The organism is Streptomyces sp. CBMA291 (genome assembly GCF_014596525.1).
Lineage (GTDB): Bacteria > Actinomycetota > Actinomycetes > Streptomycetales > Streptomycetaceae > Streptomyces.
Window position 1 is genome coordinate 1 of the sequence record NZ_MSJP01000012.1, and the last position, 23,433, is coordinate 23,433.

Below are 23,433 nucleotides of genomic sequence, written 5' to 3' on the forward strand. Positions count from 1 at the left end.
CACGGCCCTGGACGAACTCGGGGGATGACTCGGGGGAGCGGGGCGGGGACGGGGCGGGGGAGTGGAGGTGGGGGTGGGGGTAGGGGTGGAAATTTCCATCGTCGAACTCCGCCGGGGGAGGGGCCCCCCCCCCCCCCCCCCCCCCCCCCCCCCCCCCCCCCCCCCCCCCCCCCCCCCCCCCCCCCCCCCCCCCCCCCCCCCCCCCCCCCCCCCCCCCCCCCCCCCCCACGCACCACGCACCACCCCTCACCCACCCCGCGCCCGACGGAGGAACACCATGACCGCGTCCCTGCACGCCACCCTGACCCGGATCGTCGTCGAGGACCTGGAGGCCGACGCCGACAGCCTGACCGACGAGTCCACCCTCGCCGCCCTCGACCTCGACTCGCTCGCCATCGCCGAGCTGGTCATCCGCATCAAGGAGGAGACGGGCGCCGACCTCGGCAGCGAGGAGACCAGCCTCGGCGAGCTGACCCTCCCCGCGCTGACCCGGCTCGTGACCACAGCGCTGGACGGCGAGAAGTCCGCATGAGCGCACCGGCCATCGTCGTGACCGGCACCGGCATGATCACGCCGGTCGGCACCGACACCGACTCGACCTGGGAGGCGGTCCTGCGCGGGGAATCCCGCGCGGGGCTCGCCCCCCTGGCGGGGGTCGCCGGGGACCGCCAGGCACGCACCGTGGCGCCGTTCGGCGCCGAACTGCTCGCCGGCCGCGGCACCGCGAACCTCGACCCCTTCATCCGGTACGCGCTCGTCGTGGCCGACCAGGCCATCGCCGACGCCGGTCTGGACTCCACCGCCTGGGACGGCGGCCGGGTCGGCATCGTCGTCGGCTGCGGGCTCGGCGGCGCGGCCACCATGAGCACGGCCCACAGCCGCCTCGCCGAACGCGGGCCCGACGCCGTATCGCCGTATCTGCACCCCCGTTCGCTCATCAACATGGCCGCCGGGATGATCGCGATCCGGCACCACGTCACCGGGCCCGGCCACACCGTCGTCGCCGCCTGCGCCTCCGGCGCGGTGGCCATCGGAGTGGGCCGCGACCTGATCCGCGGCGGCGCCTGCGACATCGTGATCGCCGTCGGTACGGACGCCGGTGTGGTGCCCGTGGTCGCGGCGGGCTTCGCCGCGATGGGCGCGCTCACCGAGAACGCGGCGGACGACGCCTCGCGGCCGTTCGCGGCGGACCGTTCGGGCTTCGTGCTCTCCGAGGGCGCGGCCGCCCTCGTACTGGAGCGCGAGGACGCGGCGCGGGAGCGCGGCGCGCCCTCGCGCGGCCGGATCCTCGGGTACGGCTTCACCACCGACGCCCACCACCCGGTCGCCCCGCACCCCGACGCCGTCGGTGCCGAGGCGGCGGTTCGGGCCGCGCTCGCGGACGCCGGACTCGAACCCTCGGACGTGGACCACGTGAACGCGCACGGCACCTCGACCCCGTACAACGACGCCAGCGAGGGGAAGCTGATCAACCGGCTCTTCCCGCACCGGCCGAGCGTCACGGCCAACAAGGGACTGCTCGGGCACAGCCTGGGGGCGGCGGGGGCCATCGAAGCGGTGCTCACCCTGCGGACCCTGACCACGGGCATCGTGCCGCCGACCGCGCACACCCCGGCCGTCGATCCCGGACTCACCGGTCTCGACCTGGTGGTGGAGAAGGAACGGCACGAGAACCCCGAGGTCGCGGTCAGCCACTCCTTCGGCTTCGGAGGCTCCAACTGCGTGCTGGTGATGGGCCCGTGAACAAGGACCGCATCCCCGCAGTGGTGACGGGCCTCGGCGCCTGTCTGCCCGAGAAGACGGTCACCAACGACGACCTGGCGCAGCGGCTCGACACCTCCCACGAGTGGATCCACAGCCGTACGGGAATCGCCCGCCGCCGTATCGCGGACTCCGGCACGAGCACCGCCGACCTCGCGGCGGCGGCCGGTTCGGCGGCCCTGGAATCGGCCGGCCGCACCTCCTGCGACCTCGTCCTGGTGGCCACCACCACCCCGGACCGGGCCTGCCCCGCGACCGCCCCGGAAGTGGCCTCGGCCATGGGGCTGACCGGAGCCGCCGCCTTCGACCTGTCGGCGGTCTGCTCGGGCTTCGTCTACGGGCTGTCCGTCGCCGCCGCCATGATCGGCGCGGGCACCTTCGAGAGCGTCCTCGTCATCGGCGCGGAACGCTACTCGGCGATCATCGACCCGGAGGACCGGGGCACCGCCGTCATCTTCGGGGACGGCGCGGGCGCGGTGCTGCTCGAACGCGGCCGGGAGGCGGACGGCCGGGGCGCCGTCCTCCACACCGAGCTGGGCAGCGACGGCTCCGGCCGGGACCTGATCACGGTGCCGCCCGGCGAGCGGTATCTGCGGATGGAAGGCCGCGAGGTCTACACCCGGGCCGTCCCGACGATGGTCGCGTCCGCCCGCCGGGTCGCGGAGGCGGTCGGCTGGGGGGCCGACGGGATCGACGCGTTCGTGGGCCACCAGGCCAACCTGCGCATCCTGGAATCGGTCGCCGGCCGGCTCGGTCTGCCGCCCGAGCGCGTGATCACCAACATCGAGGACGTCGGCAACACGGCCGGCGCGTCCATCCCGCTGGCACTCGCCTGGGCCGCCGAGCAGGGACGGCTCAGCCCCGGCGACCGGGTGGTCCTCACCGCCTTCGGCGGCGGACTGACCTGGGGCTCGGCGGCGCTGATCTGGCCGGACGTCCGCCCGGTCCACCGCTGAACGCCCCTGCCCCCGCGCCCCCTCGTGCCCCCTGCACCTCGTACCGCCTGCACCTCCCGTACCGCCTGTACTCCCTCGTACTGCCTGCACCTCCCGTACCGCCTGTACTCCCTCGTACCGCCCGTACCGCCCGTACCGCCCGCACCACCCGCACCGCCCGTCCCACCCCGCCCGGTCCACCGCTGGCCCCTCCCGTCCTCCGTGCCCCCGCCCACCCCGGCGGGGGCACGGGGGCACCGACGAAAGGCAGCCCGACCATGACGACCCCGCCCGCCCGGCTCCCCGTCCCGTCCGACGCGTCCGACCAGGCCCCCGCGTCCGACCAGGCCTCCGCGGACCGCTACGCGCGGTACCGGTTCTCCCTGGACTCCGGCACCGGAGCCTCCCAGACCGTCTTCCGCTGGCTTCCGATGGCCACGCTCTGGGCCACCGAGGACACCCTCCCCGAGCCCACGTGCCACTCCCGGCCGGGCAACCGCTGCGCGGACACCTCCTGCCACCGCGCCCAGCCCCGCTTCCACCACCCGGCCCACGCCTGAAGCGGACCCCGGGGGGCGCGTACCTCCACGGCCCTTCCCTGGCACGCACCGGCGCGGCTCTCCCCGGCAGCGTGCCCGCAGGCCCTTCCCGGTCACGTGCCCCGCAGGCCCTTCCGGTCACGTGCCCCGCACGGCTCTCTCCAGCCGGGTCCGCGCCTCCCCTGGCCCTGGGCGCCGTTGATGGCCGTCCTCGCCGTCCTGGCGATCCTCCCCGCCCTCGCCAGCGCCCATCTGCGGCACGGGACCCGGCGGCTTCCCCCGTGCCTCCCCGCGACGCCTGTCGGAGGGGGGTGACAGGATGTCCGGACGGCGGTGAGAGGGGCGGGGCATGGGGCGTGAGGAGCGGGAGACCGTCGCCCGGGGGGCGAGGCTCCACGAGGTCGCGCGGGCGCTCGTCGACGACCACGCGCGGGCCTTCGAGGCCGTACGTGCCGCGCTCGCCCCGCTCCACGACGCCGCCGTCCGCAGGGAACTCGCCGCCATCCCCGTGGCCCGCCTCCAGGACGTCACCGAGGGCCGCCTGCGTCTCGGGGACGTCGAGAACGGCGGCTTCGACACGGTCGGGGCGGTGCTCGACGCACCGCCCTACCGGCTGCGCCAGATCCCCGGCATCGGCCAGCGCACGGCCGATCAACTGCTCGCCGCCGCGCACCGGATAGCCGAGGCCGTACGCGAGACGGTGGCCGTCCATGTCGACGTGGACCGGCCGGAGCCCGCCACCACCGCGCTCCTCGCCGCCCTGCACGTCCTGGTGGAGGCCGGTCCCGAGGCCCGGCGCGCGGTGGACCGGGCCACCGCCCTCGACCGGCGGCTCGGCCCCCTCCTCGCCGCCGCCGCCCCCGCCGCCGGACGGTTCCGGATGCTCGTCACCGGTCAGGAGAAGCGGGCCCGCGCCCTGGCGGCGGTCGCCTCCCTGCGCGCCCTCGCGGACGAGGCCGAACAGACCGGGCTGCCCGGACTGATCGCCCAGGCGTCCGTGGACCTGCTGCGCGCGCCCCCGTCCGAATCGGCCGCCTGGGTCGACTTCGAGCTGCGCTCCGCCGAGTACTACGGGCTGCTCGCGGAGGCCTCCCAGCGGCTGCCCGACCCGGCGGCGGCCGAGGGCTTCCTGCCGGACGAGGTCGCCGAGCGGGTCCGCGTCCAGCAGCTCGACGACACCCGTCGGCGCGTCTCCCTGCGCGGCTACCAGTCCTTCGGCGCCCGCTTCGTCCTCGCCCGGCGCAAGGTGATCCTCGGCGACGAGATGGGCCTGGGGAAGACCGTCCAGGCCATCGCCGTCCTCGCGCACCTCGCCGCCGAGGGGCAGAGCCACTTCATGGTCGTCTGCCCGGCGAGCGTCCTCGTGAACTGGACCCGGGAGATCGAGTCCCGCAGCACCCTGCCCGTCACCGTGCTCCACGGGCCGGGCCGCCACGAGGCCTTCGCCGACTGGAAGGGCCGGGGCGGCGTCGGCGTCACCACCTTCGAGGGACTGCGGGGCTTCCCCGAGCCGGGCGGCGGCGAGATCGGGCTGCTCGTCGTCGACGAGGCGCACTCCGTGAAGAACCCGCAGGCCAAGCGGTCCCAGACGGTCGCCCTGTGGGCCGAGCGGTGCCCCCGGGTCCTCTTCATGACGGGGACGCCGATGGAGAACCGGGTCGCGGAGTTCCGCAATCTGGTCGCGATGCTCGATCCGGCGGTCGCGGACTCCCTGACCGGGCGGGGCACCCTGGCCGACTCGGTCGCCTTCCGCAAGGCCGTCGCCCCCGTCTATCTGCGGCGCAACCAGGCCGACGTCCTCACCGAACTCCCCAGCCTCCAGCGGACCGACGAATGGGACGAGCCCAGCGGCCCGGACCAGGAGGCCTACCGCGAGGCCGTCCGCGCGGGCAACTTCATGGCGATGCGCCGGGCCGCGTACGCCCGCCCCGCGACCTCGGCCAAACTGGGCCGCCTCCGCGAACTCGTCCGGGAGGCGGGCGAGAACGGGCAGAAGACGGTCGTCTTCTCCTTCTTCAAGGACGTACTCGACGCGGTGGAGGAGACCCTCACCGAAGGGAACGGGGGGAACGGAGGGCCCGGGAGCGGCGCCGCCCGCACCGGCGGGCCCGGGGGCGGCACCCGGGTCTTCGGCCCGCTCTCCGGCGCCGTCCCCGCCACCCGCAGACAGCAGCTCGTCGACGAGTTCACCGCCGCCCCCGGTCCGGCCGTCCTCCTGGCCCAGATCCAGGCCGCCGGTATCGGCCTCAACCTCCAGGCGGCCTCCGTCGTCATCCTCTGCGAGCCCCAGATCAAGCCGACCCTCGAACACCAGGCGGTGGCCCGCGCCCACCGCATGGGCCAGGTCCGGCCGGTCCGGGTGCACCGGCTGCTCGCCACCGGGGGAGTCGACGAACGCCTGGTGCGGACCCTGGAGCGGAAGACCGGCCTCTTCGACGCCTACGCCCGCCGCTCCGCCGTCGCCGAGGCCACCCCGGACGCGGTCGACGTCTCCGACGCCGACCTGGCCCGCCGGATCGTCGAGGAGGAACAGTCCCGCCTCGCCACCCCGGACCCCGGCGGCCACGGGGAGGACTCCGCGACCGGGCCCGCAGCCGCGACTGACCCCGAGGCCGGGCCCGAGGTCGAACCCGGCGACGACCGCGCCGAGGACCCGGCGACCGGGCCCGCAGCCGCCCACGAGCCGGACGAGGTCCCTTCAGGCTGACCCAGGCGACCCGGACGAGCCAGGTGAGCCGGACGAACCGGGCGAACCGGGTGACCTGACGGAAGAGGCAACCCCGCCGGAGCATCCCCCGTCTCACCCGGCGGGCACCCCGGCGGAGCCCCGCAAGGCTCACCGAAGCGTGACCGCAAGCCCGTTCGACCCGGCCCCTTCGCCCGTTTCCGGCGGGATTCGGCCGCCGGGTGCGGAACGAGGGCCACCGGGGCGCGGGAGGCGTCCGGGCTCCACGTATCCTCGTCAGCCGGGGGATGGGGGAGAGAAAGCGGAGGTGTACTGGTGGAGTTCCGGCTGCTCGGCTCCGTCGCGATGGTGACGGAGGACGGGGACATAGCCTTGGGGCCCGCCAAGCGGTCCAGTCTCCTCGTGATGCTGCTGCTGCGGCCCAACAGTGCTGTCAACGTACAGCAGTTGATCGACGCACTGTGGGAGGAAGAGCCGCCCACCCACGCCAAGACCGTGCTCCAGGGGCATGTCTCGCGGCTGCGGGCGCTCCTCGCCGAGCACGGCGCGGGGGCGTACGGGGTCGAACTGGCCACGCAGGGTTCGGCCTATGTGCTACGAATGCCCGAATCGCTCGTCGACGCTCACCGGTTCGAGGAGATCGTCGGGCTCGCCGGGGTACAGCGCAGACCCGCCGACGCCGTACGGATGCTCCGCGAGGCGCTGTCCTACTGGCAGGGCCCCGCGCTCACCGGGACCGTGCACAGCAGACCCCTCGAAGCCGCCGCCGCCGGCCTCGAAGAGCTGCGGCTCGCCTCGGTGGAGGCGCTCGCGGACGCGTACGGGAAACTCGGCGAGCACGCCAGGGCCGCCGCCGTCCTGCGGACCGAGGCCGTCGCGCACCCGCTGCGCGAATCCCTCGCCGCCGCCCTGATGCTGGCCCTGGCCCGCTCGGGACGCCAGTCCGACGCCATCGACTGGTACCACCGCACCCGGCGGCTGCTCGCCGAGGAGCTGGGCGTCGACCCCGGCGAGACCCTGGGCGAGGCGTACGCGACGCTGCTGCGCTCCGCCGCGCCGGTCACCGCCCCCCGCCCCGCCGCCCCCGCCACGGCCCCCGCGCCGGAGGGTCTGCCCCGGGCGCCGCGCGGCTTCACCGGACGCGGCGCCGAACTGGCCGCACTCGACCGGGTCGCACGCGGCGGGGAGGGACCCGTCTGTCTCGTCACCGGGCCCGCCGGGGTCGGCAAGACGGCGTTCGCCGTCCACTGGGCGTACGAGCGCCGCTCCGACTACCCCGACGGGCGGCTCTTCGCCGATCTGCGCGGCTTCAGCCACACCCCGGCGCCCGAGACCGCCGCCGTCCTGCGCGAATTCCTGCTCGCCCTCGGCGTCCCGCCGCAGCGCATCCCCGAGGCCGTCGAGGCACGCGGAGCCCTCTTCAGGTCCCTGACCTCGGGCCGCAGACTGCTCGTCCTGCTCGACAACGCGCACTCCTCCGAGCAGGTTAGACCGCTGCTGCCGGGCGGCGACCAGTGCGCGACGCTGGTCACGAGCCGCGACCGGCTCGGCGGGCTCGTCGCCTCCGACGCGGCCCGGCCGGTCCCCCTCGGCCTGCTGCCCCCGGCCGACTCCGCCGCCCTGCTCACCACCGTCCTCGGCGGGGAGCGGGTCGCCGCCGAGCCCGCCGCCGCCGCGCGGCTCGCCGGGCTCTGCGACGGGCTGCCGCTCGCGCTGCGGGTGACGGCGGCGCGGCTCGCCGAGCGCCCCCGGTGGACGCTCGACGCCATGGTCGGCGAACTCGCCGACGAGCAGAGCAGGCTGTCGCTCCTCGACATCGAGGACCGGGGCGTCTCGGCGGCCCTCCACCTCACCCTCCAGCAGCTGCCGGACTCCGCCGCCCGGCTGTTCCGGGCGATCGGGCTGCACACCGGCTCCGATCTGGACCGGTTCGCGGCGAGCGCCCTCGCCGGGACCTCGGCCGCGCAGACGTCCGCCGATCTGGACCGGCTCGCCGCCGCCCACCTCCTCACCGAGTCGGTGCCCGGCCGCTGGATGCCGCACGACCTGGTGCGCCTGTATGCCCGCCATCTCGCCCGGCAGGCCGACCCGGAGGGCCTGCACCGGCTCCTCGACCACTACCTGTACACGGGCCTCGCGGCGGACGCCGCCGCCGAGCCGGGCTCCCAGCCCTGCTACTCGCTGCCCGCCGATGCCCGACGGCCCGCCGCCGCACCCGAGTTCGAGGACCGTACGGCGGCCCTCGACTGGTACGCGGCGGAGCGCGCCGCCCTGGAGGGCGCGGTGACCGCCGCCGCCTCGCTCGGACTGCACGACCGGGCCTGGCGGCTCGCCGTGGTGGCGTGGCCGCTGATGCTGATGCGGATCGGGGACGGCTGGACGCCGCTCCTCGACGCGGGTCTGGCCTCCGCCGAGCACCTGGGCGATCTGGACGCGCAGTCCCGCGTACGGGCGCTGCTCGGCTGGATCCTGCACGCGGAGGGCCGGAACGCGGAGGCGCTCGTCCACCTGGAGAAGGCGACGCAGGTCGCCGCCCGGGTCGGCGACCCGATCGGCGAGGCCATCGCGCACGTCAACTACGCGGCCGTCCTGGACGCGACGGGGGAGCACGAGCGGGCCGGACTCCTCCTGCTGCACGCCCTCTCGCTCGCCGACCGCACGGGCCATCCGCCCACCCAGGTCCTGGCCCTCCAGCATCTGGCGGGGTACTGCCTGAAGGCGGGCGACTACGAGGGGGCGCTCGCGCACACCCTTCGCGCCGGGGAACTCGTACCGCCGGACTCGGTGGTCGTCCAGGCCCAGTTGCAGATTGTCAGAGGGGAGGCCCTGGCGGGCTCCGGGCGCCTTGAAGAGGCCGCTGACCAGCTGGAACGTGCGATCGCGGCCTCCGAGGCGGCCGGGTTCCCCGAGGGGTCGGCGCGGGCCGCCGCCCGTCTGTCGCGCCTGGCAGCGGATCGTTAGCGGTACGCAAGCGGGACGGAAGCGCGGGCCCGGAAGCTGGATACGGAAAGACAAGCCGTACACGGCGTCGACGCCGTGACAGCCCCACCGCGACGGCGCCACCGCGCCGCCGACACCGCGTTTCCCGGGGGAGAACCACCATGCGTCACCACCACAAGACCGCCGTCCTGGCCGCCGCCGCGCTCGCCGCCCTGTCGCTCGGCCTCACCGCCTGCGGCGGCGACGACGCGACCGGCGCCAAGGACGCGGGCAGCGCCTCCGCACCGGCCTCCGCCGACGCCTCCGCCCCGTCCGGCGGTGGCACGGACACGGCGGACGCGGCGGACCAGACGGCGGGCAAGGGCGGTTCGGGCTCCACCGGCGGTTCGGGTGGTTCCGGTGGTACGGGATCCACCTCCGGCGGCAGCGGCTCGAAGGGCTCCACCGGAGGGTCCACGACCGGCGGCACCGCCGACGGCGGAGCGCCCGCCTGCGCCTACGGCGACATCAAGGTCACGGCGGAGAAGGCCGACGAGGTCCCGACCGAGCACATCGTGCTCACCGCCACCAATGTCTCGGGCCGCTCCTGCACCCTCCTGAAGTACCCGCTGCTCGCCTTCGGCCCGATCCAGACCGCCAAGGACGTCCCCGCCGTCGCCAAGAGCAAGCCGGGCGCCCCGGTCGTCCTGAAGCCCGGCGCGCCCGCGTACGCCAACGTGCGGATCGCGCTCGGCGGGGTCCACGAGGACAACAAGGTGGTGAAGGAGTTCGACGTGAACCTCTTCGCCGCCGACGGTCCGGCCGAGGGCAGCATCGTGGTGAAGGCCCCGGCCGGCGGTCTGGCCGTCGACGAGGCCGCCGCGAAGACGGGCTACTGGACCGATGAACTGCGCAACGGCGCCGACGAGTTCTGAGCCGTCGCCGATCCGTCCCCCCACGGTGAGGCAGGCCCGACCACGCCTGCCTCACCCGCCCTGTCCGCCTCACCCGCCCCGTCCGCCCCGCCAGGACCCCGTGTCCCGGCGGGGCGGACGCGCGTGCGCCCCCCGGGCGCCCGGCCGCACCCCGCCAGTCCCGCCCCGCCCGTCCGGTCCCTCCACCTCTCCACGTACGATGCGCGACCGATCGTTTGTTCGTGACGCACGCCCCGACCCAGGAGCCCCGTACCCGTGGAGCCGACCCAGCCGACCCCACCGTCCCAGCCGTCCCCCGAGCCGCTTCAGGGGAACGGATGGGCCACACCCGGCCCGTACACCTCGCCGGGGATGCCGTACGGGCCGGCCGGTCCCTACGGCGCCCCGCCCGGCCCCTACGGGCAGCCGCGCCGGACCACCAACGGGCTCGCCATCGGCTCCCTGGTCTCCGGCATCGTCTGCTGTCTGCCGCCGCTCGGCCTGATCCTGGGTCTGGTGGCGCTTCCGCAGATCAGGAAGCGCGGGCAGGCGGGCAAGGGGCTCGCGATCGCCGGCATGGCCCTCTCCGTCGTCAGCTGTCTGCTGGTGGTCCTCGGCTTCGTCAGCGGCAACTTCAGCGCGGTCGTGGACGGCATGAAGGAGGGCGTGGACAAGGTCTCCCGTGCGAGGTCGCCGGAGTCCCTGCGCATCGGGCAGTGCTTCGACGACCCCGACAAGTCGAAGGACTTCTCGACGGGCGTCACGATCGTCGACTGCGCCAAGCCGCACGACGGCGAGGTCACCGGCACCTTCAGGATCACCGAGTTCGGCGCGTGGCCGGGCGAGGACGACATCGAGAAGAGCGCGGAGACCGGCTGCGAGAAGATCAACGCGGACTACGCCCTCGACACCTGGGCCATCCCCCTGGACGTCTGGATCTTCTACTACATGCCGTCCAAGCCGACTTGGCGTGCCGGCGACCGGAACGTGGTCTGCGCGTTGGCCAGTGACAAGAAGCCGTTCAGCGGCTCCGTGCGCTCCGACGAGAGCATGCTCGACTCCCATCAGCGGTACTTCCTGTTGACGGTCAACGTGGTCGAGACGTTGGTCTACCAGGAGCCGGAGGACGGTCCGGACGAGGACTTCGCCGCCAACCGCACCTGGGCGGGCGAGGTGCGCGAGGCCGTCGACAAGGCCCGGACGGACCTGTCGCTGCACACCTGGCCGGATGACGCCAAGCCGCACGTCGAGGCCCTGCGCAAGCAGTTGGGCAAGGCGTCGGCGGAGTTCGGGAAGCTGGCGGGGGCGGCCGACGCGGAGGGGTACTGGGAGGCGTACGACGGCGCCTGGGAGGCGCTGCCGGACGACCTGGGCGCCGCGGCCAGGACCGCGCTCGACCTGACGGACGAGCCGCCGGCGGACGCGGGTACCTCGGTCTGAGCGGACGGAAGCACGGAAAAAGGGGCCGGGTCTCCCGAGGGAGGCCCGGCCCCTTCGTGCGCGGACCGGGACGGTGCGCCGGACGGGCGGCCCGTGACCGACCGCCGTGCGGCGCACCGCTGTCGACGGGACGCCGGTCCGCGGTTCAGGGGGTCCCGGTGGCCGCGCGGCCACCGGGGCGGTGGGGTCAGCGCCGGGTCAGACCCCGGTCGATGGCGGTGATCAGCTCGCCGTCGGCGGTGTCGCCGTCGAGCGACCAGACCATCGCGCCGCCGAGCCCGTTCTGCCGTACGTAGGACGCCTTGGTGCGCAGCACGGTCGGGTCGTCGTACGTCCACAGAGTGGTGCCGTCGAAGAGCCAGGCGTGGCCGCCGCGCTCGCCCCGGTGGAGCTTGTACGTCCCGGAGTCCGCGAGCCGCTTCAGGAACTTGTAGTCCTCCGAGCCGGCCGTCCAGGTGGCGGGGGCGGGGCCGGTGGCGGGCTTGCCGAGGCCGTTGCCGCCGCCGGTGACGCCGGTCCAGCCCTGGCCGTAGAACGGCATGCCGACCACGAGCTTGTGGGCAGGGGCGCCGCGCCGCAGCCAGGCCTTGACGGTCTGGTCGACGCTGAAGTCGTTCTTGGCGTAGAGGGCGGACTGCTGGGCGGTGGTCGCCTCGCCGGAGACGTGGAAGTCGTAGCCCTGGAGGTTCACGAAGTCGAAGTCCCGCATGATCTTCGCGACGTCGAAACCGGCGTCGATCTTGGCGGGCGCGGTGGGCACGTACGCGCTGAGGTCGTAGTGCTTGCGCTTCGGCAGCGAGCGCCCGTAGGTGTCGAGCTGGGTGCGGAACTCCCGTACGAGCTTGGTGAAGTTGGGCTTGTCCTCGGGGCGGATCACGTTCCCGGGGGCGCCGTCGGAGCCCGGCCACTCCCAGTCCAGGTCGACGCCGTCGAAGAGGCCCGCGGCTGCCCCGGCGCCACCGCGCGGGCCGTCGACGGGCAGGTTGCCCTTGATGTACGTGTCGATGCAGGAGGCGACGAGCTTCTTGCGTCCGGCGTCGGTGCGGACCGCGTCGGAGAAGTGGGCGGAACCGCTCCAACCGCCCAGCGAGATCATGACCTTGAGCCCCGGGTGCTTGGCCTTCAGCTCGCGCAGCTCGTTGAAGTTGCCCGCGAGGCGCTGGTCCGCGCTGTCGCCCTTGCCGTCCACGGAGGAGGCGGCGTCGACGGGGCGCACGTAGTCGGCCCACGGGTCGGAGCCGGGGGCGTTGCCCATGAGGCACTTCCCGTCCGAACCGATCACGCCGAAGGCGTAGTTGATGTGACTGAGCTTGGCGGCGGTGCCGCTGGTCTCCAGGTCCTTGACCTGGAAGTTCCGGCCGTAGATGCCCCATTGGGTGAAGTAGCCGACGCGCTTGAGCGAGGGTGTGTGCCGGTCGGGCTGGTGGGCGTCGGCGGCGGGGGCCAGCGTGGCGAGGAGGCCGAGGGCGGCCGCGGCGGCGGTGCCGAGGGTCAGCTTGGTCAGGGCTCTGTTGCGCATGGGCTCGTTCCTGTGCGAGGCGGGAGGGAGCTGTGCGAGGTGGTGCGGGATGACGCGGGGTGACGCGGGCGGTGCGGGGCTGACGCCGGTGGTGTCGGGTGGCACCGGTGGTGCCGAGTGGTGCCAAGTGGTGTGGCGTGCTGGGCAGGAAGGTATTGGTCTGGACCAATACGGTCAAGGGTTTCGGCGGGATCCGGCTGGACCGGTCCTCCGCATCAAGGCCCCTCTCCTCGCGTCATCACTTCGAGTGAAACTCTGGCCCACGCTTGCGGATCGCGACCGACGGTTGTCAGGCTGTAGCTGTAAGTCAAGCTGAGGGGAGTGTCCAGTGACGTTCGGTGAGCAGCCCGCCTATCTGCGCGTGGCGAGCGATCTGCGGGAGAAGATCGCCGACGGCTCGCTTCCACCGCATACCCGTCTCCCCTCGCAGGCGCGCATCCGCGAGGAGTACGGGGTGTCGGACACCGTCGCGCTGGAAGCCCGCAAGGTGCTCATGGCCGAGGGGCTCGTGGAGGGCCGTTCCGGCTCGGGCACCTATGTGAAGGAGCGCCCGGTGCCGCGCCCCATCGCCCGCTCTGGATACCGCCCCGCGGCCGGGGCCAGCCCCTTCCGGCAGGAGCAGGCGGCCGAGGGGGCGCAGGGCACCTGGGACGCGAGAAGCGCGCAGGAGTCCGCGACGCCCGAGGTGGCCGGGCGGCTCGGCATCCAGCCGGGCGAGAAGGTCATGTGCACGCGGTACGTGTACCGGGACGCCGGGGAGCCCATGATGGTCGCCACCTCCTGGGAGCCCCTCGCGGTCACGGGCAGGACCCCGGTGATGCTGCCCGAGGAGGGCCCGCTCGCGGGCTGCGGCGTCGTCGAGCGGATGGCGGCCATCGACGTGGTCGTGGACAACGTGGTGGAGGACGTCGGCGCCCGCCCGGGGCTCGCCGAGGAGATCCTCACGCTCGGCGGGGTGCCGGGGCACGTGGTCATGGTGGTGGGGCGCACGTACTACGCCTCCGGGCGCGCCGTCGAGACCGCCGACGTGGTGGTCCCCGCCGACCGCTACCACCTCTCGTACCATCTGCCGGTGAGGTAGGGGGAGACGCTCCCGGGCGCCGCATGTGCGCGGGTGGGGGTGGTGCGGGCGGGGGTGGTGCGGGTGTTCCGTGCCGGTTCGCCGTCGGTGGCGGTGCCTTTTCGCCGGTTCCGTGACGTCTTCTGTCGTTCACCGTCGGTTCCCGGCCGATCCCTGGCTCTTCGTGTAAATCCGTATGCGCTGAGTAAAGGTCAGGCGTAAGCTCCGGCATATGCGGATTGCGGTTTCCCGGCGCCCCGAGGCGGCGCCCGGACCGGCGGAGGGAGAAGCATGATGACCGACAGCGGGCCCGTTCTCGCCTGGCTCGTCATCCGGCAGGACGGCAACGGCAACCGCTACCGGGTGGGGCGGTACGCGACCAAGGACGAAGCGCAGAAGATCGCGGACAGTCTCGACGACCGGGGCCACAAGCAGCTCTACTCGGTCGAACGCATAGGCAGCCCGGCCCTCTGAGGCGCCCCGCCCCCGCCGGACTACGCTCGCGCCCATGACGGAACGCACCTCCCGACCCGCAGCGGCCCCCGTGATCGTCGTCGCGGGCGCCCTCCATGACCGGGGCCGGCTGCTCGCCGCCCGCCGCAGCGCCCCCGCCGAACTCGCCGGACGCTGGGAACTGCCCGGCGGCAAGCTCGAACCGGGCGAGACCCCCGAAGAGGCGCTCGTCCGCGAACTGCGCGAGGAACTCGGCGTCGAGGTCGAGCCGGGGGAGCGCATCCCCGGCGAATGGCCGCTCAAACCCGGTTACGTCCTGTGGGTCTGGACCGCCCGGCTGCTCTCCGGCGCACCCCGCCCGCTTGAGGACCACGACGAACTGCGCTGGCTCACCCGGGCCGAACTGGACTCGGTCGACTGGCTCGACCAGGACCGGCCCGCCGTCGCGGAAGCCGCGCGCGGACTTCCCGCGGAGCCCGGTCCCGGAGCACGGGACTGACTTCCTACGCCGTTCGTGCCACCGTGCGCCCGCTGCTGCTTCCAGCGCGATAACCTGTCCTGAATTACGGGTATGTCCTGATTGACCCGTGGGAAGAGGGCGGGGGCCTTCCTGCTGACAGACGGCTGGGGAAGTGATCGGGTGTGATCGACACCGACGGCGACCGCGCCGAGTGGAACTTCCCGGCGGAGGCGAACGCGGTGCGCACCGCCCGCCACGCCGTACGCGAGACCCTACGGGCCTGGAAGCTCGACGCGGACCTCGGCGATGTCACCGTCCTGCTGGTCAGCGAGCTGGTGACCAACTCCCTGCGGTACGCGTCGGGGCCCATCGGGGTCCGTCTCGTCCGCCCCGCCCCCGACGGCACCGACCCGGCCCGCCCGCCCGCGCTCCTGGTGGAGGTCTCCGATCCGCTTCCGGACCCGCCCACCGAACGGGCCCCCGGACCCGAGGACGAGGGCGGGCGCGGACTCGGGCTCGTCGCCTGCTCCGCCCGCCGCTGGGGAACCCGTAAAGGAAGTAAGGGCAAAACCGTATGGTTCGAGCTGGCTCTGCCTGGTGAGTAAACAGGGAGGGACGACGATCACCGGTAATCGGCACCAGCCGAACGAGACCACCCTGTGATCGTGAACGTCGTGCCGTCCGGGCCCGTGGTGCTGAATACTGCGGGCATGGCCGGTCCGGTGCGGTGAGCTGGAGGGGACGGTCGCGTGAGCGAGATACCTGAGACGGCGAGCGGCGGCGTCGTGTGGCACAGCAGCCCGCCCGGCTCCATCTACGACTACATCCGGGTCGCCTCCTTCTCGATCGGGCCCGACGGCCTCGTCGAGCAGTGGAGCCGCCGGGCCGTGGACCTCTTCGGAGTCACCGCGGAGGAGGCCAGGGGCAAGGACCCCGTCGAGGCGTTCATGCCCGCCGACCTGCGCGAGCGCGGCCGGCGGAGAGTCCGCGAGATCCTCGACGGCAAGGAGTGGACCGGCCTCGTCCCGTTCCGCATCCCCGGCGAGGACCGCCCCCACGGCATCGCCGAGATGTACGTCATGCCGAGCGAGACCCAGAGCGGGGAGCGGGCCGCGCTCTGCATCGTCGTCGACGTGCGCGTGCTCCGCCGCATCGAGACCGACCTCGCCGCCTCGCAGGCGATATTCGGCCAATCGCCCTTCGGCTTCCTCCTCTTCGGCACCGACCTCACCGTCAAACGGGCCAACCGCCGCTTCGCCACCGTCTTCGGCGGCTCCGCCGACGACCACCGGGGCCGTACCGTCCACGACTACCTCGGGCGCGCCGAGGCCGACCGGATGACCGCCGCCCTCCGGGGCGTCCTGGAGACCGGCGAGTCCGTCACCGACTTCGAGATCGTCGGCGCCGCCCCCGGCGCCCGGGACCGCCGCCACTGGTCCATCAACCTCTACCGGGTGCACAGCGGCTCCGGCCGCCCCATCGGCGTCGCCGGTCTCGGCATCGACGTCACCCGCCGCCACAACGCGGCCAGGGAAGCCGCCAGCGCCCGCCGCAACCTCGCCCTGCTCAACGAGGCGGGCGCCCGCATCGGCAACTCCCTCGACCTGGAGGCCACCGCCCGCGAACTCCTCGCCGTCGCCGTCCCCGGCTTCTGCGACCTCGCCTCCGTCGACCTCTACCAAGGACTCCTCACCGGTGACGAGGCACCACCCGGCCGCTGGGGCAGCGCCCATGACGTCGGCTACGGAGCGGGCAGCGCCGAACTGCGCCGGGTCGCCGTCGCCAGCGCCGTGTCCCAGGCACCGCTGCGGAACGGCGAGGGACACGGACCGCACAGCACCTGTTGCGGCCCCGAGTCCATCGAGGTCGGGGCCGTCCACCGCTACCCCTTCAACTCGCCGTGCGCCGGAGCCCTGCGCACCGGCCGGATCCGGACCGTCCCCGGCGCCGAAGGCGAACTCGTCCAGTCCACCCTGGTCGTCCCGATGGCCGCCCACGACACCGTCGTCGGCCTCGTCCAGTTCTCCCGCACCAAGGGCAGCGAGCCCTTCGGCGAACGCGACCGGGCCCTCGCCGTCGAACTCGCCGCCCGCGCCGCCGTCTGCATCGACAACGCCCGCCTCTACCGCCGCGAACACGAGCGCGCCCTGATCCTCCAGCGCAGCCTCCTCCCGCCCGGCGACCCCGAGGCCGCCGGACTCGACATCGCCTGCCGCTACCTCCCCGGCACCGCAGCCACCGAGGTCGGCGGCGACTGGTTCGACGTCATCGAACTCCCCGGCCACCGCACCGCCCTCGTCATCGGGGACGTCATGGGCCGGGGACTGCGCGCCGCCGTCGCCATGGGCGAGCTGCGCACCGCCGTCCGCACCCTCGCCCAGCTCGACCTGGAACCGGCCGAGGTCCTCTCCCACCTCGACGAGATCGCCCGGGGACTCGGCGCCCCCATCGGCGCCCAGCAGTCCCGCGCCCACAAGACCCGGGGCCCCGAACTCTCCGAGGTCTACCTCGCGACCTGCGTCTACGCCGTCTACGACCCGGTCACCCGCCGCTGCACCTTCGCCAACGCCGGGCACCTCCCGCCGGTCCTCGTCGAACCCGGCAAACCGGCCGCCCTGCTCGACGTACCCCCCGGGATGCCGCTCGGCGTCGGCGGCGAACCCTTCGAGGAGGTCGAGGTCGAACTGCCCGAGGGCGCCCTCCTCGCCCTCTACACCGACGGCCTCGTCGAATCCCGCGACCACCCCCTCGACGAGGGCCTGAGCGCCTTCCAACACGCCCTCACCGACCAGGACCGCCCCCTCGAAGACGTCTGCGACCGGGTCCTCAACACCCTGGACACCGGGCACGGCGAGGACGACATCGCCCTGCTCATGGCCCGTATCCAGGGACTGCCCGACGAGGCCGTCGGCGACTGGCGGCTGCCCAGGGAACCCCGCTCGGTCGGCCGCGCCAGGGAACTCGCCCGCGCCCAGCTCAAGGACTGGGAACTCGACGGGCTCGTCGACACCGTCGAACTCCTCGTCAGCGAACTCGTCACCAACGCCCTGCGCTACGGCGAGGGCGAGATCCGGCTGCGGCTGCTCCGGGACCGCACCCTCGTCTGCGAGGTGTGGGACGCCGGACTCGTCCAGCCGCGCCGCCGCCGCGCCAAGGACACCGACGAGGGCGGCAGGGGCCTCCAGCTGGTCGGACTCCTCAGCTCCTCCTGGGGCTCGCGGCGCACCCCGCGCGGCAAGACGGTCTGGTTCGAGCTGGAACTGCCGGGCGCCGAGGGCACGGCGGAACCGACGGTGGAACAGCTGCTCAGCATGTTCTGACGGCTCGCGCGGTTCGTGGCGTTAGCACGGCTCGGACGGTTCGCACGGTTCAGGCGGTTCGCGGCGTTCGCATGGTGCGGACGGTGTGGACGGTTCTGAGGGTTTGGACGGTTCCGAGGGTTCCCGTGGGGAAGGCGCGGTCCGGGGGAGCCGCCCGGGTCACTCCTTGAGGGCGGCGAGCCGTGCCTCGATCTCGGCGCTGTCGCCCAGCGCCTCCAACTGCTCGAACTGCGCGTCGAGCGAGGAGGCGGCCAGCTCCTGCTTGCCCAGGGCCCGCGCCTCCTCCCGGCGCACCTTGTCCTCGAAGCGGTTCAGTTCGCTGGTCGGATCGAGGATGTCGACGCTCTTCACCGCGTCCATCATCGTGTTCTGCGCCTGGGCGGACCGGGCGCGGGCCACCAGCTCGTCCCGCTTGGTCTGAAGCTCGCCCAGCTTGGCCCGCATCTGGTCGAGCCCCGTCCGCAGCTTCGCCACCACCTCGCCCTGGGCGGCGATCGTCGGCTCGGCCGTCCGCGCCTCCTTCTCCGACTGGAGCTGCCGCCCCAGCGCCACCTTCGCCAGGTTGTCGAAGCGGTCCGCCTCCGCCGTCTGCCCGCTCCCGCGCAGCTCGTCGGCCTTCCGGCTGGCCGCGAGCGCCTTGCCGCCCCACTCCCGGGCCGCCTCCACGTCCTCCTGGTGGTCCAGCTCCATCAGCCGCAGGTTCCCGATGGTGGCGGCCACCGCCTCCTCGGCCTCCCTGATGTTCTCCGAGTAGTCCCGGATCAGCTGATCCAGCATTTTCCGCGGGTCCTCCGCCTGGTCGAGCAGTGCATGAATATTCGCCTTCGCCAACTGGGTCACCCGACCGAGAACGGTCTGCTTGCTCATCGCACGTCTCCTTGTGGGGGTGGGAAGAAGGGGTGGGGGTGTTCACGGGGGCTGGTGAGGGGGCTTGGGGCTGGGGCTGGGGTTCGGGCTGGGGGTCTGGTGTCTGGGGCTTGGGGTCTGGTGTGGTTACGGGGCCTCCCGGTGCCCGGCGACCCCCGCCCGCCCCTGGCCCGGCGACCCCGCCCGCCCCGTACGGATCAGAACCGCCCCCCGCCGCCCAGCCGGCCGCGCGTACCGCTGCCGCCGAAACTGCCTGGCCCCCCGCCGCCCCCGCCGCCTCCGAACCCGCCGCCGAAGCCACCGCCTCCGCTCCCGAAGCCTCCTGGGCCGCCCGGACCCCGGCCGCCGCCGAGCAGCCCGCCCAGGATGATCCCGCCGAGCACCGCCCCGCCGAGCCCGCTGCCGCCGGACCCGGCCGCCCCGCCGGGACCGCCCGGATTGCCGTAGGCCCGTACGTCCTGTTCGGCCAGGTCCTGGGCGCGTCGGGCCAGGGCGTCCGCCTGCTGGGCCTCGGCGAGGGCGGCGGCCGGTTCGTTCTCCCCGGCCAGCGCGTCCGCCCGCTCCCCGTGCCGCCGGGCCTCCGCGAGCCGGGTCCGGGCCTCGCTGCCGACCGCGCCCCGGTGCGTGGTGATGTAGTCGGAGGCCGCCCCGATCGCCGAGCGGGCCGTCAGCATCGCCTGGTCGAGGAAGACCCGGGCGCGCCGGTCGCCCATGGTGCGCTCCCGTGCGCCCTCCAGTGCCTCGTCGAGCGCAGCGTCGGCCTCCTCGACCCGGCGGAGGGCCCCGATCGGGTCGTACCGTCCGGCGTCGACGGTCCGCCGGACCTCCGCGAGCACCGAGTCGGCGCGGGCGATCCGGCCCTGGAGGTCGGCGGCGGCCGGGCCCTCGCCCGCCCCCTTCAGCAGGGCCCGCGCCTCCGCCAGATCGGCGTCGGTCTCGGCCAGGGCGCCGGTCAGGCGGCCCGCCGCCTCGGCCAGTTCTCCGGCCCGCCGGTCCACCGCCTCGATCAGCCGGGCCGCCTGGTCCACCGCGCCCTCGGCGGCCCGGATGTGCACGGCGGCCCCGCCGTTGTCCCCGGCGTCGATCAGCTGATGGGCCTGGTTGACATGGGCGGTCGCGAAGAAGAGACGGTCCTTCGCCTGTTCGACGTCGCCGCCGACCGGGGCGGCGGCGGTCTCGGCGTACCGCTCCCGCATGGCGACGAGCGTCGCTTCCACGGCGCCCATGCGGCCGGTCTGCTCACGGAAGGCGGTCTCGACGGCGGCCAGGGCCTCGGGCGCGGTCCGCTCCAGGGCCCGGAGCCGGTCGAAGTCCTCGGTCTCGGCGTCAAGCCGCGCGTCGGCCTCCGCGCAGCGGCGCAGGATCTCCTCCAGCATGGACCGGCGGGTGGCGTCGTCCTCGGGGAACGCGTCGTCGAGCTTCTGGCGCAGCCGGAAGGAGGCCGCCAACTGCGCCTCGGCGAAGGCGACCGCCTCGGTGAAGGGCCGGACGGCCTCCTCGCCGAACTGGGCGGAGGCGAAACCCAGCTCCTCCTTGCTGGTGCGGACGGCGTCGTCGGTGGCGACGAGCGTCCGGCGGGCCTCCCCGTCGAGCGCGTCGAGGGAGGGCGGGGCGGTCTCCGGTGCCGGTGCCCGGCCGCCGCCGGGGGTGGTGCGGGTACGGCTCCGGCGGCGCCGTCTGACATAGGCGTACGCGGCCACGGCCCCCGCGCCGCCGACGAGCACCACGGGCAGCACCAGATCGGTGGCCGAGGTGCCCTGGCTCGCGCCGGGGTCGGCGGGGCCCGGGGTGAGGGCCGGGGTGGGGACGGGCCGGTCGGCGAGGACGGCGGCGTAACCGTCGGCGGCGCCGATGGCCGCGCCCGCCCAGTCGTTCTGCCGCAGCGCGGGCTCGATCGCGGTCCGGGCGACCTCGTCGAGCTGGGTCCGCGTGAAGCGGGAGGCGGGGTCGGCGGAGTAGCCGTACCTGCGGTCGTGGGTGGCGACCGCGAGCAGCAGATCGTCGGTGCCGAGGCCGTTGCGCTGTGCCGTGGCGTCGGCCCAGTCCTGACCGGTGCGGCCGGAGAAGTCGCGCACGTAGACGACGAAGAGCTGGACGCGCCGGGTGTCGTAGAGCCGGTCGAGGGCCTGGACCACGGCGGGGCGGCGGTCGCCGAGGGCGTTCACCCGGTCGGTGATCTGGCCCTCCCGGGACAGGGTGACGGGGTCGTCGGCGCGGGCACCGAGGGCGGCGGGCACGAGAAGCCACCACGCCGCCACCAAGGCCGCGAGCAGGGCTCGGGTGGCTGTTCGCGTCACATAAGGGAGGCTATGTCCGGCTATGGGGCCGCGCGACTGGAGGTCGCCGCCCGAGCGGGGCCGGGCGGCGGGCGCCCCGGGGGCCGGTGGGGGGTGGTGGGGGAGGGCGTGGCGGCCCGCCCGGGAGGCCTGCCCGGGAGGCCCGCGCGGAGGAGGGGGCGGAGGAGGGGGCGGGTCCGGGTGGCGGACTCGATTGGGCCGCGCGAGTGGGGCTGCCGGGGGAGTCCGCCGTGTCTCCGTCGCCGAAGGGTCCCCGTCCTCTTCAGTAGGCGGGTAATAGGTGTGATCATCCCTAAATGGAATGAATCTGGACGAAGGGGTACAAGTCATGTCCCAGATCGGCGCCCCTCGCGGGAGGACATGCTCCAGGAGCCCCCGCTCCCGCACGCTCCGCTCCGTCGCCACCCTCACCAGCGCCGCCCTCGCCGTCACCGTCCTGGCCGGCTGCGGCTCGACCGACGAGGCCGACCGGTCCCCGGTGGCGGCCCAGGACAACGCGCCCGCCGCCCGGGACGAGGTCGCCGACGGAGGCACCCTGCGCTGGGCGATCGACGCGCTGCCCACCACCCTCAACACCTTCCAGGCCGACGCCGACGGCGCCACCACCCGGATCGCCGGAGCGGTCCTCCCCGCCCTCTACACGCTCGACGCCCGGGGCAGACCGCAGCGCAACCCCGACTACCTGGAGTCCGCGCAGGTCATCCAGACCGAGCCCAAGCAGGTCGTCCTCTACAAGCTCCACCAGCAGGCCGTGTGGAGCGACGGACGCGAGATCGGGGCGCCCGACTTCGTGGCCCAGTGGCGGGCGCTGAGCGGCCGGGACACCGCGTACTGGACCGCGAGGAACTCCGGCTACGAGCGGATCGAGAAGATCGAGCGGGGCAAGAACGACCTGGAGGTGCGGGTCACCTTCGCCAAGCCGTACGCCGACTGGCAGGCCCTCTTCAGCCCGCTCTACCCGAAGCAGGTGATGGGCTCCCCGGACTCCTTCAACGACGGGGCCCGCACCGCGCTCAAGGCCACCGCCGGACCGTTTCTGCTGAAGGGGATCGACCGCGAGAGCGGCGAGGTCGGCCTCGTCCGCAACCCCCGCTGGTGGGGGCAGCCCGCCAAGCTCGACCGCGTCGTCCTCAAGGCCGTCCCCCGCGCCGACCGTACGGACGCCCTCGCGGCCGGCACCCTCGACCTGGCCGACATCGACCGGTCCACCGCCGACCGGATCTCCCTCGCGCTCCGCGACGCCCGCGCCGGACGCGGCGGCGCGGAGGCCGCCCTCGCCCACGGCCCCGGCGCCCGGATCACCCCGGGCAAGGCCCTGAAGTCCTGGGCCCTCGCCTACGGCTCCGACGAGGAGAAGGCGGCGGAGGTCCAGGAGGCCCGTACGCGAAACCGGGAGGCGGTCGCCCGGTACGCGAAGGCGCAGGACGGCCTCGCCGTGTACGCCGTCCGCAAGTCCCTGGAGCCCGCCTACACCCAGCTCTCCCTGAACGGCGAGTCCGGGCCGCTCTCCGACGAGCGGGTACGGCGGGCGGTGGCCCGCGCGATCGACCGCCAGGCGATCGCCGAATCCGTCCTCAAGCCGCTCGGCCTCCCGGCCGTCCCGCCCGGCAGCCACCTCGCCCTCGCGGGCCAGGCGGCCTACGCCGACAGCAGCGACGCACTCGGCGGCCAGGACACCAAGGAAGCGCGCGCCCTGCTCGCCGAAGCGGGCTGGGTCCCCGGCGGAGCCAACCGGAAACCCGCCGGGACGAAGGCGGGCAGCGAGGCGGAGAAGGCGGCGAAGGAGGAGGCCGAGAAGAAGGAGAAGGGCGGCGACAAGGGCGGCGGCTCCGCCACCGGCAGGAAGAAGGACGACGACACCGCCTCCGACGAGGGCCTCTACATCGTCGGCGACGACAAACCGGGCACCGACCGGACCCCCGGCGGAGCCGGTTCCGCCCCCGGTTCCGCCTCCGGCTCCGACGCCGGTTCCGACGCAGCCTCCGGTTCCGTCTCCGGTTCCGACGCCGGTTCCGACGCTGCCTCCGGTTCCGCCGTCGCCCGGCCGGACGCCCGGCAGCCCGCCGCGCTCGGTGAAGGGGCCCTGCCCGATGACGGCGGCAGGCCCGCCGAGGCCGCCCCGGCCTCACCCGGCGGCGGGCCCGCCGGAGCCGCCCCGGCCTCTCGGTGAAGGGGCCCTGCCCGATGACGGCGGCAGGCCCGCCGAGGCCGCCCCGGCCTCACCCGGCGGCGGGCCCGCCGGAGCCGCCCCGGCCTCCCGTGC

Annotated in this window: 16 protein-coding genes and 1 pseudogene; 14 read left to right on the forward strand and 3 right to left on the reverse strand. The window is 74.2% G+C overall.

What is annotated here, in order from left to right; translation table 11 throughout:
- The first annotated feature begins 277 nt into the window (after positions 1–277).
- The 8 genes from BU197_RS03350 to BU197_RS03385 all read left to right on the forward strand — a co-directional run bounded on the left by BU197_RS03350 (position 278) and on the right by BU197_RS03385 (position 11,194).
- The gene (locus tag BU197_RS03350; protein WP_188266657.1) at positions 278–532 is read left to right on the forward strand and encodes a phosphopantetheine-binding protein; all 255 of its coding nucleotides are present in this window, start codon (positions 278–280) and stop codon (positions 530–532) included.
- Positions 529–1,743, forward strand: a complete 1,215-nt coding sequence (locus BU197_RS03355; RefSeq protein ID WP_188266658.1) for a beta-ketoacyl-[acyl-carrier-protein] synthase family protein — start codon at positions 529–531, stop codon at positions 1,741–1,743. Before BU197_RS03350 ends, BU197_RS03355 begins: the two co-directional genes overlap by 4 nt.
- Positions 1,740–2,717, forward strand: a complete 978-nt coding sequence (locus BU197_RS03360; RefSeq protein WP_188266659.1) for a beta-ketoacyl-ACP synthase III — start codon at positions 1,740–1,742, stop codon at positions 2,715–2,717. Before BU197_RS03355 ends, BU197_RS03360 begins: the two co-directional genes overlap by 4 nt.
- Before the next feature lie 257 nt (positions 2,718–2,974).
- Positions 2,975–3,256, forward strand: a complete 282-nt coding sequence (locus BU197_RS03365; RefSeq protein WP_188266660.1) for a hypothetical protein — start codon at positions 2,975–2,977, stop codon at positions 3,254–3,256.
- Positions 3,257–3,584: 328 nt separating this feature from the next.
- On the forward strand, positions 3,585–5,942 hold the full coding sequence (locus BU197_RS03370; protein ID WP_188266661.1) for a DEAD/DEAH box helicase: 2,358 nt from the start codon (positions 3,585–3,587) through the stop codon (positions 5,940–5,942).
- A gap of 294 nt (positions 5,943–6,236) precedes the next feature.
- Positions 6,237–8,882, forward strand: a complete 2,646-nt coding sequence (locus BU197_RS03375; RefSeq protein ID WP_188266662.1) for a BTAD domain-containing putative transcriptional regulator — start codon at positions 6,237–6,239, stop codon at positions 8,880–8,882.
- A gap of 140 nt (positions 8,883–9,022) precedes the next feature.
- Positions 9,023–9,775, forward strand: a complete 753-nt coding sequence (locus BU197_RS03380; RefSeq protein ID WP_188266663.1) for a DUF4232 domain-containing protein — start codon at positions 9,023–9,025, stop codon at positions 9,773–9,775.
- 351 nt (positions 9,776–10,126) lie between these two features.
- Positions 10,127–11,194 carry a DUF4190 domain-containing protein gene (locus tag BU197_RS03385; RefSeq protein ID WP_188266664.1) on the forward strand — a complete coding sequence of 356 codons (1,068 nt, stop codon included), beginning with the start codon at positions 10,127–10,129 and terminating at the stop codon, positions 11,192–11,194.
- 187 nt (positions 11,195–11,381) lie between these two features.
- Here the strand turns inward: BU197_RS03385 and BU197_RS03390 are convergent, their stop codons facing one another.
- Positions 11,382–12,713: a glycoside hydrolase family 18 protein gene (locus BU197_RS03390; protein ID WP_188266665.1), complete on the reverse strand. Its 1,332-nt coding sequence runs from the start codon at positions 12,711–12,713 to the stop codon at positions 11,382–11,384.
- A gap of 328 nt (positions 12,714–13,041) precedes the next feature.
- On the opposite strand from BU197_RS03390, the gene BU197_RS03395 reads away from it, so the two are divergent.
- The 5 genes from BU197_RS03395 to BU197_RS03415 all read left to right on the forward strand — a co-directional run bounded on the left by BU197_RS03395 (position 13,042) and on the right by BU197_RS03415 (position 18,006).
- Positions 13,042–13,794, forward strand: a complete 753-nt coding sequence (locus BU197_RS03395; RefSeq protein WP_188266666.1) for a GntR family transcriptional regulator — start codon at positions 13,042–13,044, stop codon at positions 13,792–13,794.
- Positions 13,795–14,067: 273 nt separating this feature from the next.
- Positions 14,068–14,247, forward strand: a complete 180-nt coding sequence (locus tag BU197_RS03400; protein ID WP_188266672.1) for an SPOR domain-containing protein — start codon at positions 14,068–14,070, stop codon at positions 14,245–14,247.
- Between the two features lie 34 nt (positions 14,248–14,281).
- Entirely contained in the window at positions 14,282–14,725 is a 444-nt protein-coding gene (locus tag BU197_RS03405; protein ID WP_188266667.1) for a (deoxy)nucleoside triphosphate pyrophosphohydrolase, read from the forward strand.
- Positions 14,726–14,868: 143 nt separating this feature from the next.
- Positions 14,869–15,291, forward strand: coding sequence for an ATP-binding protein (locus tag BU197_RS03410; RefSeq protein ID WP_188266668.1), 423 nt, complete (start codon positions 14,869–14,871; stop codon positions 15,289–15,291).
- A gap of 144 nt (positions 15,292–15,435) precedes the next feature.
- Positions 15,436–18,006 carry a SpoIIE family protein phosphatase gene (locus BU197_RS03415; RefSeq protein ID WP_188266669.1) on the forward strand — a complete coding sequence of 857 codons (2,571 nt, stop codon included), beginning with the start codon at positions 15,436–15,438 and terminating at the stop codon, positions 18,004–18,006.
- Positions 18,007–18,165: 159 nt separating this feature from the next.
- Here BU197_RS03415 and BU197_RS03420 read toward each other — a convergent pair whose 3' ends face one another.
- Both BU197_RS03420 and BU197_RS03425 read right to left on the reverse strand, forming a co-directional pair.
- The gene (locus tag BU197_RS03420) at positions 18,166–18,873 is read right to left on the reverse strand and encodes a PspA/IM30 family protein (RefSeq protein ID WP_188266670.1); all 708 of its coding nucleotides are present in this window, start codon (positions 18,871–18,873) and stop codon (positions 18,166–18,168) included.
- Between the two features lie 197 nt (positions 18,874–19,070).
- Positions 19,071–21,170: a TPM domain-containing protein gene (locus BU197_RS03425; RefSeq protein ID WP_188266671.1), complete on the reverse strand. Its 2,100-nt coding sequence runs from the start codon at positions 21,168–21,170 to the stop codon at positions 19,071–19,073.
- A gap of 328 nt (positions 21,171–21,498) precedes the next feature.
- Between BU197_RS03425 and BU197_RS03430 the strand changes: the two are divergent.
- A pseudogene (locus tag BU197_RS03430) lies at positions 21,499–23,319 on the forward strand (ABC transporter substrate-binding protein); the annotation flags it as partial.
- Between the last annotated feature and the right edge of the window lie 114 nt (positions 23,320–23,433).

What these genes read in the sequence shown, in the direction of transcription:
- BU197_RS03405 (WP_188266667.1), top strand. Translation starts at nt 14,282, where the DNA reads ATGACGGAACGCACCTCCCGACCCGCAGCGGCCCCCGTGATCGTCGTC.
- BU197_RS03355 (WP_188266658.1), top strand. Translation starts at nt 529, where the DNA reads ATGAGCGCACCGGCCATCGTCGTGACCGGCACCGGCATGATCACGCCG.
- BU197_RS03385 (WP_188266664.1), top strand. Translation starts at nt 10,127, where the DNA reads ATGCCGTACGGGCCGGCCGGTCCCTACGGCGCCCCGCCCGGCCCCTAC.
- BU197_RS03390 (WP_188266665.1), bottom strand. Translation starts at nt 12,713, where the DNA reads ATGCGCAACAGAGCCCTGACCAAGCTGACCCTCGGCACCGCCGCCGCG.
- BU197_RS03420 (WP_188266670.1), bottom strand. Translation starts at nt 18,873, where the DNA reads ATGAGCAAGCAGACCGTTCTCGGTCGGGTGACCCAGTTGGCGAAGGCG.
- BU197_RS03370 (WP_188266661.1), top strand. Translation starts at nt 3,585, where the DNA reads ATGGGGCGTGAGGAGCGGGAGACCGTCGCCCGGGGGGCGAGGCTCCAC.
- BU197_RS03380 (WP_188266663.1), top strand. Translation starts at nt 9,023, where the DNA reads ATGCGTCACCACCACAAGACCGCCGTCCTGGCCGCCGCCGCGCTCGCC.
- BU197_RS03365 (WP_188266660.1), top strand. Translation starts at nt 2,975, where the DNA reads ATGACGACCCCGCCCGCCCGGCTCCCCGTCCCGTCCGACGCGTCCGAC.
- BU197_RS03400 (WP_188266672.1), top strand. Translation starts at nt 14,068, where the DNA reads ATGACCGACAGCGGGCCCGTTCTCGCCTGGCTCGTCATCCGGCAGGAC.
- BU197_RS03350 (WP_188266657.1), top strand. Translation starts at nt 278, where the DNA reads ATGACCGCGTCCCTGCACGCCACCCTGACCCGGATCGTCGTCGAGGAC.